The 13,851-nt window shown below is 38.4% G+C and carries 11 protein-coding genes; 10 read left to right on the top strand and 1 reads right to left on the bottom strand.

Going from position 1 to position 13,851, the window contains the following annotated elements:
- Positions 1–92 precede the first annotated feature (92 nt).
- Complete coding sequence (locus JTI58_RS05455; protein WP_243456322.1) at positions 93–518, bottom strand: YgaP-like transmembrane domain; 426 nt, start codon at positions 516–518, stop codon at positions 93–95.
- A gap of 199 nt (positions 519–717) precedes the next feature.
- Here JTI58_RS05455 and JTI58_RS05450 point away from each other — a divergent pair, with 199 nt between their 5' ends.
- The 10 genes from JTI58_RS05450 to gatB all read left to right on the top strand — a co-directional run bounded on the left by JTI58_RS05450 (position 718) and on the right by gatB (position 13,700).
- On the top strand, positions 718–2,439 hold the full coding sequence (locus tag JTI58_RS05450; RefSeq protein WP_205445727.1) for an adenine deaminase C-terminal domain-containing protein: 1,722 nt from the start codon (positions 718–720) through the stop codon (positions 2,437–2,439).
- Between the two features lie 69 nt (positions 2,440–2,508).
- Positions 2,509–3,564 carry a DUF3048 domain-containing protein gene (locus tag JTI58_RS05445; protein WP_205445725.1) on the top strand — a complete coding sequence of 352 codons (1,056 nt, stop codon included), beginning with the start codon at positions 2,509–2,511 and terminating at the stop codon, positions 3,562–3,564.
- A gap of 15 nt (positions 3,565–3,579) precedes the next feature.
- Positions 3,580–3,900: a YerC/YecD family TrpR-related protein gene (locus tag JTI58_RS05440; RefSeq protein ID WP_004225717.1), complete on the top strand. Its 321-nt coding sequence runs from the start codon at positions 3,580–3,582 to the stop codon at positions 3,898–3,900.
- Positions 3,901–4,010: 110 nt separating this feature from the next.
- On the top strand, positions 4,011–4,700 hold the full coding sequence (locus tag JTI58_RS05435; protein WP_205445724.1) for a heptaprenylglyceryl phosphate synthase: 690 nt from the start codon (positions 4,011–4,013) through the stop codon (positions 4,698–4,700).
- A gap of 32 nt (positions 4,701–4,732) precedes the next feature.
- Positions 4,733–6,985 (top strand): DNA helicase PcrA, encoded by a 2,253-nt coding sequence (pcrA, locus tag JTI58_RS05430; protein WP_205445722.1) that lies wholly within the window; start codon positions 4,733–4,735, stop codon positions 6,983–6,985.
- Positions 6,986–6,999: 14 nt separating this feature from the next.
- Positions 7,000–9,003, top strand: coding sequence for an NAD-dependent DNA ligase LigA (gene ligA / locus JTI58_RS05425; protein WP_205445720.1), 2,004 nt, complete (start codon positions 7,000–7,002; stop codon positions 9,001–9,003).
- A gap of 120 nt (positions 9,004–9,123) precedes the next feature.
- Complete coding sequence (locus JTI58_RS05420) at positions 9,124–10,263, top strand: CamS family sex pheromone protein (RefSeq protein ID WP_205445718.1); 1,140 nt, start codon at positions 9,124–9,126, stop codon at positions 10,261–10,263.
- 232 nt (positions 10,264–10,495) lie between these two features.
- Positions 10,496–10,783: an Asp-tRNA(Asn)/Glu-tRNA(Gln) amidotransferase subunit GatC gene (gene gatC / locus JTI58_RS05415; RefSeq protein WP_004225708.1), complete on the top strand. Its 288-nt coding sequence runs from the start codon at positions 10,496–10,498 to the stop codon at positions 10,781–10,783.
- Between the two features lie 24 nt (positions 10,784–10,807).
- The gene (gene gatA, locus JTI58_RS05410) at positions 10,808–12,271 is read left to right on the top strand and encodes an Asp-tRNA(Asn)/Glu-tRNA(Gln) amidotransferase subunit GatA (RefSeq protein ID WP_205445717.1); all 1,464 of its coding nucleotides are present in this window, start codon (positions 10,808–10,810) and stop codon (positions 12,269–12,271) included.
- A 1-nt stretch (position 12,272) separates the two neighbouring features.
- The gene (gene gatB / locus JTI58_RS05405; protein WP_205445715.1) at positions 12,273–13,700 is read left to right on the top strand and encodes an Asp-tRNA(Asn)/Glu-tRNA(Gln) amidotransferase subunit GatB; all 1,428 of its coding nucleotides are present in this window, start codon (positions 12,273–12,275) and stop codon (positions 13,698–13,700) included.
- Positions 13,701–13,851 lie beyond the last annotated feature (151 nt).

Raw genomic sequence — 13,851 nt, 5'->3', positions numbered from 1 at the left:
AAATATTTTTTATCGTCTTTTGAAACCTCTTGTTGTTTCAAAACGTAAGAGGTAAGAGCCGTCTCAATAATAGATTGGGACGGCTCCTTTGACTAAGAAGGATTCTGAGCTTTATTCGTTGAAGAATCGCTACTATTTGAGGAATTTTGAGTTGAAGTGCTGGTGTCAGATTGTTTTGAAGCAGTAGCTTGTGAACCTGAAGAATTGCCAGCTATAGCAGAGGAAAAATCCTTCATGAGCTTATCGATTTGTTCAGAAGACATAGAATTTTGCCCGCTGAACATACTTTGCATAGAGGTGTTCATGGCATTTTGCATATTGGAGCTTAAAATTGCTTTTGTTGGACAATATTTAAAGAGTCCCTCAGCCATTTTCATGGCACCTAATGCAATCATTAATCGACCTTTTGTACAATTAGGATTTCTAGAAACTTTAGCGATACCATATGCGGTCAAACTCGTCCCCATGGCAAAACGACAAAATGCATTCTTTTCGCTTAAATTTGCTTGCTGCATCATCATACTTCCTCCTTTAGTCATTGTGGAAAAAATAAGCGAGGTGCACTTTGCTTTATGAAAGTGCTGTGTTACGATTGAAACAAGATGATTGCATAAAGCATAATTTTTATGAAAATATGCGATTATGCAGTAGTAGTATGTGATTTCAAGTTGGATTTACACAATGAAAAATTACGTAATTTAGGAAGGAGCGAATAGCATGGATCCAGTATGGAAAATAACAAAAATACGTCAGCAATTAGCAGTAATCGATGGGAAAAAGGCACCAGATATCGTGCTGAAGAATGCACGTTATTTGCATAGTATGTTAAAACAATTTGTAGTAGGAAACATTTGGATTTTGGGAGATCGCATTGTCTATGCTGGTGACAGAATGCCTCCTTTATTAGAAGGAACAGAAGTGGTGGATTGTACAGGAAAAACAATTGTTCCAGGCTATGTTGAACCTCATGTACATCCATTCCAGCTTTATCATCCACAATCATTTGCAGATTTTTGTGGTCAGCTTGGGACAACGACTTTTATTTCGGATAATTTAAGTTTTGTTTTAAATTTAGAAAATAAGAAAGCGTTTTCAATTTTAGAGAGTTTGAAAAAGCTACCATTTTCTTTTTATTGGTGGACTCGCTTTGATTCACAAACTGAATTGGAGCAAGAGGAAGAGGTTTTCTCTAATACCTCTATATTAGAGTGGTTAGAGCGAAGTGATGTCTTGCTTGGTGGAGAGTTGACAGGCTGGCCTAAGCTGTTGCATGGTGACGATCAAATGCTTTATCGTATGCAAATGGCTAAGGGACTGGGTAAAAAAATTGAAGGCCATTTCCCAGGAGCTTCAGAAAGAACGTTGGCACGCATGAAACTGCTTGGTGCTGATGGGGATCATGAGGCAATGACAGTGGAAGAGGTAGAGCGTCGCATTATGCAGGGCTATGCTGTAACTTTACGTCATTCTTCCATTCGACCCGATTTACCACATCTACTAAAAGGAATAGTAGAAAAAGAACTTCCGATCTTTGATCATTTAATGATGACAACAGACGGTTCGACACCTTCATTCCATGAGGATGGTGTGATGGATAAATGTATTCAAGTAGCTTTAGATGCAGGGGTATCTCCTATCGATGCTTATCAAATGGCTTCCTATAATGTGGCACGTTATTATAACATGTCCAATTTACATGGTTTTATCGCGACAGGACGTTTTGCTTCATTGAATATTTTACAAGATGAATATCACCCTGTTCCAGAAAGTGTTTTATCAAAGGGTGTCTGGTTGAAGCGTGATGGGAATCGTGTGCATAGATTAGCGACAATTGATTATTCTGCTATTCCAGCATTAGATTTAGATTTTTCATTAGATTCTCAAGATTTTCAGTTTTCTATGCCGTTTGGAATTCAATTAGTTAATGATGTGATTACAAAGCCTTATAACTCTTTAATTACGAAAGAAGGGCAGTTGGCGAATCATGATGAGTGTTATTTAATGCTAATTAACCGAAAAGGTAACTGGCATGTAAATACAATGATTAAAGGATTTGCAACAGATGTTCAAGGCTTTGCATCCTCTTATTCCAACACAGGTGATATATTGTTAATTGGAAAAAATAAAGAAGATATGATCAAAGCCTTCGAAGAAATGAAGGCAATGAATGGTGGTATTGTTCTTGTTGAAAAAGGTGAAGTGATAGCGGATATCCCATTAACAATTGGTGGACTTTTATATGATGGAGATATACTCACATTAACGGAGAAAGAAAAGGCTTTAAAACAAGCTTTAGCAGATCGAGGCTATCAATTAGGAGATGCGATTTATACACTATTATTTTTACAATCTACTCATTTACCATATATTCGTATAACACCACAAGGGATTTTCGATGTGATGAAGAATAAGTTATTATTACCTGCTGTTATGCGCTAATTGATGAAAGTGTTTCAGTTGTTTAAACAGTTACAGATATGTGTAATTGTTCAAAGGAGAGATATGCTTGTGTTCAAATCGAAAAAATTATGGATTGCTATAGCATTTAGTGCTTTGGTAATCGGGGGATGTTCAAAAGATACACCAAAAGTCAAAGAAGATGATGATCCCATTATAGAGGAAGAAACAGTAGTGGAGGAGCCTGTGCAACGACCAGCATTCGTCGCACCACTTACTGGGGAGGCTGTACAAGAAGAAATTACACAGCGACCTATTATCGTAACAATTAATAATCATCCAGCAGCACGTCCACAATCAGGATTAGCTGCTGCGGATATCGTTTATGAAATGCTTGCAGAAGGTAATGTAACACGCTTTTTAGCAGTATATCAAAGTGAACTGCCTGAAAATATTGGGCCCGTTCGTAGTGCACGCTCTTATTTTATCGATATGGCAAAGGGATTTGATGCCTTTTATGTAGCGCATGGTTATAGCCCAGAGGCGAAAACGATGCTTGATCATCGTATCGTCGACAATATCAATGGTATGGCTTATGATGGTATACTTTTTAAACGCTCTAACGACCGCGTTGCACCACACAATTCCTATATTACATCAGAAAACATTCTAAAAGGTGCTGAAATGGTAGGCGCTTCAATGAATTACAGTGAAAAAGTGCTTCAGGCTTTTTATGAACCTGATGAACGTGGTAAAATAGGTATTGAAACAAATCAAGTTGATATTTACTACGGAAATAATGAAGATTTCCATAACGCGTATGTGTATGATCATCAAAATAATCACTATGAACGACAATCGGCTGGCGTGGACACAAAAGATATGTTAACAGGCGAGACAGTGTCATTGGCAAATGTTCTATTTTTTGAAATGGATCACCGAACAATTGATGATATTGGTCGCCAAGCAATTGATTTAACGTCTGGTGGAAATGCGTATGTATTTCAAAATGGCTATTTGAGGGAAGTCAAATGGGCAAATGTTAATGGAATACCAATGGCTGTAGAGCAATCAGGGGAGCCTGTAAAGCTTGTACCAGGAAAGTCGTGGGTTCATTTCGTACCATCTTCACCAGGGTTACAAGCAATGGTGAAAACGCAGCCTTAAAGGGAGGAAAATTGCATGCAAATCGAAAAAATTCGGGGGCATCAAACAGATCAATTATTTAAAGCAGTGTTAGAGTTAAAGGACATCGAAGAATGCTATAAGTTTTTTGATGATTTATGTACGATTAGTGAAATTCAATCGTTGGCACAACGCTTTGAGGTCGCACATTTATTACGTTTAAAGAAAACCTACGAATCCATTAAAAAGGAAACAGGGGCAAGTACAGCAACGATTTCACGCGTGCGTCGCTGCTTTGATTATGGGAATGATACATATGATGAAATGTTAGGTCGTTTGTATCCTGATGAAAAACCGTTTCAAGCACCAAAAGAATAGTCAGACAAAAGGCTGAGTAGAAGTTCTACTCGGTCTTTTTCATTTTTTTGTCGTGAATCATAAGCTATACTTGTAAACGAATAGATAGAAAATGATAGGTGGTAAAATAGATGGATTATTTAGAATGGAGACATGTGTTCAAGCTAGATCCAGCGAAGGACATTTCAGATGAAGCACTGGAAAAAATTTGCGAGTCTGGGACAGACGTTATTTTAGTTGGGGGAACAGATAATGTAACGTTGGATGGCGTATTAGATTTACTTGTTCGCGTACGTCGCTTTGAGGTACCGATAGCACTTGAAATTTCTACGATTGATGCGGTAACGCCAGGGTATGACTATTATTTCATTCCTACTGTATTAAATAGTGATGATCCAAAATGGATTAAAAATTTACATCATGAGGCTATTAAGGAATACGGCGATATTATGGTATGGGATGAATTGGTAGCGGAAGGATATTGTATTTTAAATCCTGATTGTAAAGTAGCCCATGTAACGGGTGCGAAAACAGATTTAACGATTGATGATGTGGTAGCTTATGCACGCATGGCAGAAAATTTCTTTAAGCTTCCTGTCTTTTATTTAGAGTACAGCGGAATGTATGGCAATCTGGAGGTAGTCAGTGCTGTGAAAAACGAACTGAAGCATACCAAACTCTTTTACGGTGGGGGCATAACATCTGCAAAGCAAGCAGAGGAAATGGCACAGATTGCAGATACGGTAGTAGTTGGAAATATTATTTATGAAGATTTAAAAGCTGCACTTGCGACTGTTAAGGCTGTTAAAAATACGTTATAATTTTAGAACAAATGTTTGTAAGGCGGTGCAAAATGGAACAGTTAACAAAAAATTTACTAGCAGGTATGAATCCCGAACAGGAAAGTGCGGTTAAAACAACTGAAGGACCATTACTCATTATGGCAGGTGCAGGGTCAGGGAAAACACGAGTTTTAACACATCGTATTGCTTACCTAGTTATCGAAAAGGAAGTATATCCTTCCAAGATTTTAGCGATTACATTCACAAATAAAGCAGCCCGAGAAATGCGTGATCGTATTGATGGCATTCTTGGTAATGGTACTAGCGATAGTATGTGGGTATCGACTTTCCACTCCATGTGTGTAAGAATTTTACGTCGTAATATCGATCAATTAGGCATTTCTCGTAATTTCTCTATTTTAGATTCGACTGATCAGCTTTCAGTCATTAAAAATGTGATGAAGGAAGAAAATATTGACCCAAAACGTTTTGAGCCACGAGCAATTTTAAATGCTATTAGTGCAGCAAAAAACGAGTGTATAACAGCGGATGAATACGCTGGACAAATAAACGATAAAAATCCTTATGAACAAACAGTTGCACGTGTCTATAAAGGCTACGAGAAAAGATTACGCCGCAACCAATCCCTCGATTTTGACGATTTGATTATGACGACGATTACGTTGTTTAAGCGTGTACCTGAAGTGCTTGAATATTATCAAAACAAATTTCAATATATTCATGTAGATGAATATCAGGATACCAATAAATCTCAGTATTTACTTGTGCAATTACTGGCAAAGAAATTTAAAAATATTTGTGTTGTAGGGGATTCAGATCAGTCTATTTATCGTTGGCGTGGTGCAGACATTGGGAATATCCTATCCTTTGAGAAGGATTATCCAGCTGCAAAGGTGATTATGCTTGAGCAAAATTATCGTTCAACTCAACGCATCCTACAGGCAGCCAATGACGTCATTCAAAATAATACAACACGATACCCAAAAGAATTGCGCACAGAAAATTCAGAGGGTGAAAAGATTGCACTATATAAAGCTTATAACGAGCAAGAAGAAGCGCAATTTGTTGTACAAACGATTCACCAGTTAATTGAAAAAGAAAATCGTTCATTTGATGACTTTGCTATTTTATATCGCACAAATGCTCAATCTCGTGTAATGGAGGAAGTACTAGTTAAATCCAATATGGCCTATCAAATAGTAGGCGGAACAAAGTTCTATGATCGAAAAGAGATAAAGGACTTACTAGCATACTTACGACTGATTGCCAATAATGACGATGATTTATCACTAGCACGTATTATTAATGAGCCAAAGCGCAGTATTGGCGCAACATCCTTTGAAAAAATGGCACGTTATGCGATAGATCAGGATCGTTCGATTTTTGACGCGATGAATGATCTTGTCTTCATGGGGCTATCAGGGAAAGCGGCAAATTCAGCTGAGCAATTTTATGCGATGATTAAAGGCTTTACACAAATGCAGGAATATTTATCTGTCACGGAAATTGTGGAGCAAGTTATTGATAAATCCGGTTATCGAGCAATGTTACAAAACGAAAAAACAATTGAAGCAGAAAGTCGTTTAGAAAATATTGAAGAGTTTTTATCTGTCACAAAGGCTTTTGAGGAGCGCAGTGATGATAAAAGCTTAATTGCCTTTTTAACAGATTTAGCTCTTATTGCTGATATTGATGCACTCGATAAAGAAGATACATCCAAAGGTAATATTATTTTAATGACGATGCATGCCGCTAAGGGCTTAGAGTTCCCAGTTGTCTTTATTATCGGCATGGAGGAAAACATCTTCCCACATTCTCGCTCACTAGACGATCAAGATGAAATGGAAGAGGAACGTCGCCTTATGTATGTTGGCGTGACCCGCGCTGAGGAACGTCTATACTTAACATGTGCACAAAGCCGAACGATTTTTGGTCGTTCAAGCTTTAATAATGCGTCACGATTTTTAGGTGAAATTTCTCAAGATATTACAGAGTCTATTTCTAAGGCAGGAACAAAATCAACAATACCATTTGCTACTAACAATCGTTCAACAGGTGGCCATCAAAAGCGTACACTTGGTGCTACTCAGCAAACACAACCTGCTACAGCACGTTTACAAGCAACGGGTGGAGATCAATTTGGGTGGAAGGCTGGAGATAAGGCGATTCATAAAAAATGGGGAACAGGTATGGTTGTTAGTGTAAAAGGTGAAGGTGATAGTACAGAGCTCGATATCGCATTCCCACAACCAATTGGTATTAAGCGATTACTTGCTCAATTTGCACCGATTGAAAAAGCGTAAGCGGAGGAACATAAATGAACGAAATAGAACAGCGTATAGCGGAGTTAAATAAATTATTGCATGAATATGGTTATGCCTATTATGTGTTAGATAAACCTGTCGTAGCTGATAGTGTCTATGACCAGTTATTACAGGAACTAATTGCATTAGAAGAAGCGAACCCATCACTCATATACCCTGATTCTCCTACGCAGCGTGTTGGTGGAGCAGTGGTAGAGGGCTTTAAAAAAGTGACACATGATTACCCAATGCTTAGTCTTTCAAATGCTTTTAATGAAGCAGATTTACAAGAATTCGATCGTAAAGTTCGTCAGGCAATCGGAGATCAATTTTCATATGTATGTGAGCTGAAAATAGATGGTTTGGCTATTTCATTGAAGTATAAAAATGGCGTGTTTGTACAAGGGGCAACAAGAGGAGACGGTGTGGTAGGAGAAGATATTACTGCCAATTTAAAGACTATCCGAGCGATCCCACTACGTTTAAAAGAGCCTATTACAATCGAAGTACGCGGTGAGGCGTACATGCCGAAAAAATCATTTGAAAAATTAAATACGCAACGTGCTGACAATGGGGAAGAATTATTTGCTAATCCACGGAATGCCGCTGCTGGCTCATTGCGTCAATTAGATCCTAAAATTGCAGCAAGTCGCCAACTATCAACTTTTATCTATGCCATTGGTGGAGATGGTGAGATTTATGGGATGGATGGACATGCAGAAATGCTCGATTATTTAGAGGGGCTAGGCTTCCCTTCTAACAAAGAGCGCCAACGTTGCACAACCATTGAAGAAGTAATGGCCTTTATAGAACATTGGACAGAAAATCGTCCAAATTTAGCGTACGAAATTGATGGCATCGTGATTAAGGTGGATCGTTATGCGCAGCAAGACGAGCTAGGCTATACAGCAAAAAGTCCCCGTTGGGCGATTGCTTATAAGTTTCCTGCAGAGGAAGTTGTGACAACGTTGCTTGATATTGATTTAACAGTAGGACGTACAGGTGTTGTTACTCCTACGGCTATTTTAACGCCAGTACAAGTTGCAGGGACGACGGTTCAACGTGCTTCTTTACACAATGAGGATTTAATCCGAGATAAGGATATTCGTCTTGGAGATACAGTTATTATTCGAAAAGCTGGAGATATTATCCCTCAAGTTGTAGGTGTGCTAATAGAGCAACGTCCTGAGGATTCAGTACCTTTTGTCATGCCAAAAAATTGCCCTGTTTGTGATAGTGAATTGATACGTATTGAAGGCGAAGTGGCCCTGCGCTGTGTAAACCCTGCTTGCTTTGCTCAAATTGCAGAGAGCATAAAATATTTTGTTTCTCGAAACGCAATGAATATTGATGGTCTTGGAGACAAAGTAGTGGAGCAATTATTGCGTGCAGATTTAATACATGATGTTTCGGATCTCTATCATTTAACGGTTGAGCAACTCGTGGAATTGGAACGCATGGGCGAGAAATCTGCAACGAATTTAGTTAATGCCATTCAAGCCTCGAAAGAAAATTCGATGGAGCGTTTATTAATTGGCTTAGGAATTCGACATGTGGGTGAAAAAGCAGCCAAAATCGTATCCGAGGAATTCGGTTCGATGGAAGCGGTGATGGCAGCAACGGAAGATCAGCTTGTGGCGATTTATGAGATTGGAGATAAAATGGCCTCATCGTTAGTGGAGTATTTCTCCAATGAAGATGCACGAGCAGTCATTGAGCGTCTTGCTGAGGTAGGCGTGAATATGACATATAAAGGTAAAAAGGTAGAAGTGGCGATAGGTGATAGTCCTTTTGCAGGTAAAACAATTGTCTTAACTGGTAAACTTGAGCAATTGACACGCAACGAAGCAAAAGCGAAAATAGAAGAGTTAGGTGGTACAGTCACGGGTAGTGTCAGCAAAAAAACGGATCTTGTGATCGCAGGTGCGGATGCGGGGTCTAAGCTAACAAAGGCTGAGCAATTAGGTATCGACGTTTGGACTGAAGATAACTTAATTGAACAACTTAACCTCATCTAATAAGTGCATGATGTCCTCCTCTTTTGAATAGGAAGCGATGTGGAATGCACAACAGTTACATCAAGGCGTCGAGTAGTTTCGTCGACCTAAAATTGACTATTAGTAAAGGAGCACTAAATAATGAAGTCTTTTCGACTCATTCCAGCAATCGTAGCTGCTGCAATGCTAGTCGGCTGTGTGCCTTCTGACAAGAAGGAGACAGAGCTTACACAGGAAACGCAACAGAAAGAAAAAGCTGAAACAACAATTATCCCAAGCATACAAATTGATGAATCCTATTATAAGACGCTTATCCCTTATAAAGAGAGTGCAAGTAGAGGTCTAGTGGTATCTAACATTTATACGAAATACGATATGAAGGAAGTTGAATCGGGTTTAATGCGTCTATCTCAAAATGAGTTCGACACAGAAAACTACTACTTCCAAGAAGGTCAATATTTAGCTGAAAGTACAGTAAGCTCTTGGCTTGCTCGTAGTTCACAAACAGAAGATGGATTAAATCCACCGACAACAGACACAATGACACCAGAGGAACGAGCAACAAAGGCTCCAGTTTATTTATCCCATATTGTAGAGCAAAACTACTTAACAAAAACGAAGGATAATAAAGTGAAACTAGGTGGGATTTCAATCGGTCTTTCCTTAAATTCTATTTATTATTATCAAAAAGAACAGTATGGCGAATATTACGAGGAACCAATTTCAGAGGCTACTCTTATTGAGCAAGGCAAAAAAATGGCTGCTGAAATCGTTTCTCGTTTACGTTCACGTGAAGAGTTAAAAGATGTACCGATTGTTGTTGGTTTGTTTAAGCAGCAAGCCCGCAATCAAATTATTCCAGGAGCATATTTTAGCTATGGTGTAGCAAAAGCTGGACAGAACAACATTGCCGATTGGGAAGGAATAGATGAAAATTATGTCTTATTCCCAACAGACGATTCACAGGATATATACCGAGATGTCAACAATAACTTCAAGAATTTCAAACAAGATGTTGATAAATATTTTTCCAACTATACAAGTGTGATCGGTACTGGTTTCTATCGCAATAAACAAATACAAAATCTTTCGATTGAAATACCAATCCAATTTTTCGGCAAAGCAGAAATAATCGGATTTACGCAATATTTGACGGGTATTTTAATCAATCAATTTGATAATATTCATGTGGAAGTGAGCGTTACTTCAGTGAATGGTCCTGAGGCATTAATCATCAAAAAGGCCAATGATAAGGACCCTTACGTGCATGTCTATGATTAATATAGTCAGCCTTTGTGCTGACTATATTTTTTATTAGATGGATAGAAATAGAGGAACACAATAGGGAGATAGAGACAACACTTTGTTATAGTAGTGAAAGTTTCTATATTTTTAGTGAAAGTTGTGATTTTTAAAATGAAAAATGTTATGATTATTGGCATGGTTAACTTTATTCAACCCTATTGTTATCAATAAAAACAATGAATTGAACAAGTATTCGGAGGTGTGAAAAATGGCTAAATTAACAAAAGAAGAAGTAAAGCACGTGGCAAATTTAGCACGTCTTGCAATTACAGAAGAAGAAGCAGAGAAATTTGCTGAACAGCTTGGAAAAATTACAGACTTTGCGGAGCAGTTAAATGAACTGGATACAACAAATGTTGAACCAACAACGCACGTTTTACCATTAGTGAATGTAATGCGTGAAGATGTAGCAGTAAAAGGTTTAGACCGCGAAGTAATGATGTTAAACGTAAAAGAACAAGAAGATGGTCAAGTAAAAGTACCAGCTATCATGTAATACTAAAACATAGGAGGATTCCTCATGACGTTATTTGAACGTTCAGCTAAGGAGTTACAAGCGGAAATTAAAGCGGGTAACTTATCAATCGCTGACTTAACGAAAGAAGCATACGAGCGTATTGCAAAGCTTGATGGCGATGTACAAGCATTCCTTGCTTCAAACGAAGAAAAAGCAACTGCACAAGCTGCTGAAATGGATAAAGTACCATTTGAAAAGCGTGGACCATTATTCGGTCTACCAATCGGTGTGAAAGACAACATCGTAACAGAAGGCTTAGAAACAACTTGTGCCTCTAAAATTCTGGAAGGCTTTATGCCAATCTACGACGCAACTGTTGTCAATAAGCTACGTGAAGCTGGCATGATTACAGTTGGTAAATTAAACATGGACGAGTTTGCAATGGGTTCTTCGAACGAAAACTCATACTATCAAACAACAAAAAATCCATGGAACTTAAACCACGTACCAGGAGGATCTTCAGGTGCATCTGCAGCAGCAGTAGCAGCAGGTGAAGTACCATTCTCTCTTGGCTCAGATACAGGTGGTTCAATCCGTCAACCTGCAGCTTACTGTGGTGTTGTAGGGATGAAACCTACATATGGTCGTGTATCTCGTTTTGGTCTTGTTGCATTTGCATCTTCTCTAGATCAAATTGGACCAATTACACGCAATGTTGAAGATAATGCGCTATTACTAGAAGCTATTGCTGGATTAGATCCAAATGATTCGACTTCTGCAAATGTTGAGGTGCCAAATTACGCTGCAGCTCTTACTGGTGATGTAAAGGGCTTACGTATCGCTGTACCAAAAGAATTCCTTGGTGAAGGTGTTGGCGAAGCAGCTCGTCAATCAGTGCTTGCAGCATTAGAGGTATTAAAAGGCTTAGGCGCTACTGTAGAAGAAGTATCACTTCCTCATTCAAAATATGCACTTGCTGCGTACTATATCCTATCATCATCTGAAGCGTCTTCTAACTTATCTCGTTTTGATGGTATCCGTTACGGTTTCCGCGCAGAAAACGTGACAAATTTAATAGACCTTTATAAAGAAACACGTGCACAAGGCTTTGGTGATGAAGTAAAACGCCGTATCATGCTTGGAACATACTCACTAAGCGCAGGTACGTATGATGCGTACTACAAAAAGGCACAACAAGCACGTACACTGATTAAAGCGGACTACGATAAAGTATTTGAAGACTTTGATGTCATCATTGGACCAACAGCTCCAACACCTGCATTCAAAATTGGTGAAAATGTTGATGACCCAATGACGATGTATGCTAACGATATTTTAACAATCCCGATGAACTTAGCGGGCGTTCCAGCGATTTCAATTCCTTGTGGCTTTGAAAACGATCTACCACTAGGTTTACAAATTATTGGTAAATACTTCGATGAAGCAACAATTTACCGTGTAGCTCATGCTTTTGAACAAGCAACTGAGTTCCATAAACAAGTTCCTCAAATGTGGGAGGGAAAATAACATGAACTTTGAAACAGTCATTGGTTTAGAAGTACACGTTGAGTTGAAAACAAACTCAAAAATCTTCTCACCAGCACCAGCTCACTTTGGTGCTGAACCAAATACAAATACAACAGTAATCGATTTAGGCTATCCTGGTGTCCTACCAGTCCTAAACAAAAATGTAGTAGATTTCGCTATGCGTGCAGCGCTTGCACTCAATATGGAAATCGAACAAGAAACAAAATTTGACCGTAAAAACTACTTCTATCCAGATAATCCGAAAGCTTATCAAATTTCACAATTCGATAAACCAATCGGTAAAAATGGCTGGATTGATATTGAAGTAGACGGCTATACAAAACGTATCGGGATTACACGTCTTCATATGGAAGAAGATGCTGGGAAGCTTTCACATGCTGGTGACCACTCATTAGTCGACTTTAACCGTCAAGGTACACCGCTTGTTGAAATCGTTTCTGAGCCAGACATTCGTACACCAAACGAAGCATATGCCTACCTAGAAAAATTAAAATCAATTATTCAATATACAGACGTATCTGATTGTAAGATGGAAGAAGGCTCACTACGTTGTGATGCCAACATTTCTATTCGTCCTTATGGTCAAGAAGAATTTGGTACAAAAACAGAGCTTAAAAACCTGAACTCCTTTAACTATGTTCGTCGTGGTTTAGAGCATGAAGAATTACGTCAAGCAGATGTATTATTATCTGGTGGTGTGATTGAGCAAGAAACACGTCGTTTTGATGAAAAAACAGGTAAAACAATTTTAATGCGTGTTAAAGAGGGAACAGATGATTACCGTTACTTCCCAGAGCCAGACTTAGTTCGTCTTTCAATTGATGATGCATGGTTAGAGCGTGTGAAATCTGAAATTCCTGAGCTTCCAGATGCTCGTAAAAAGCGTTATGTTGAAGAATTAGGCTTAACACCATATGATGCTGGAGTTCTTGTTATTTCTAAAGAAATCTCAGACTTCTTTGAGGCAATGATAGTGAAAGGTGCAGATGCAAAGCTTTCTGCTAACTGGTTAATGGGTGATGTTTCTGCTTACTTAAACGCAGAGCAAAAAGATCTTAAAGATACTGCATTAACACCAGAAAACCTTTCTGAAATGGTGAAATTAATCACGGACGGTACAATTTCTTCTAAGATCGGTAAAAAAGTATTTGCTGAGTTAGTAGAAAATGGCGGCTCTGCACAGGATATCGTGAAAGCGAAAGGCTTAGTTCAAATTTCTGATGAAGGTGCATTACTAGCAATCGTAACAGAAGTTTTAGATAACAATGCACAATCTATCGAAGACTTCAAAAATGGTAAGGACCGTGCTATTGGCTTCTTAGTTGGTCAAATTATGAAGGCAACAAAAGGTCAAGCCAACCCACCAATGGTTAATAAATTATTACAACAAGAAATTGCCAAACGATAATACTCGTTGTAACATAATAGCCGAGAGAGCTTCATTGCTCCCTCGGCTATTAATTTTCAAAAATGTAACAAATTTGCATTTTGCGAAACTTAATAGTTGTTTAAAAAGAGTATTCATAGCAAAATATAGAATAGACAATAATAAGGGGGAC

Source organism: Lysinibacillus fusiformis (assembly GCF_016925635.1).
Classification (GTDB): domain Bacteria; phylum Bacillota; class Bacilli; order Bacillales_A; family Planococcaceae; genus Lysinibacillus; species Lysinibacillus fusiformis_F.
Note: the sequence above shows the minus strand (reverse complement) of the source record. Positions and strands in the feature narration are given on the sequence as shown.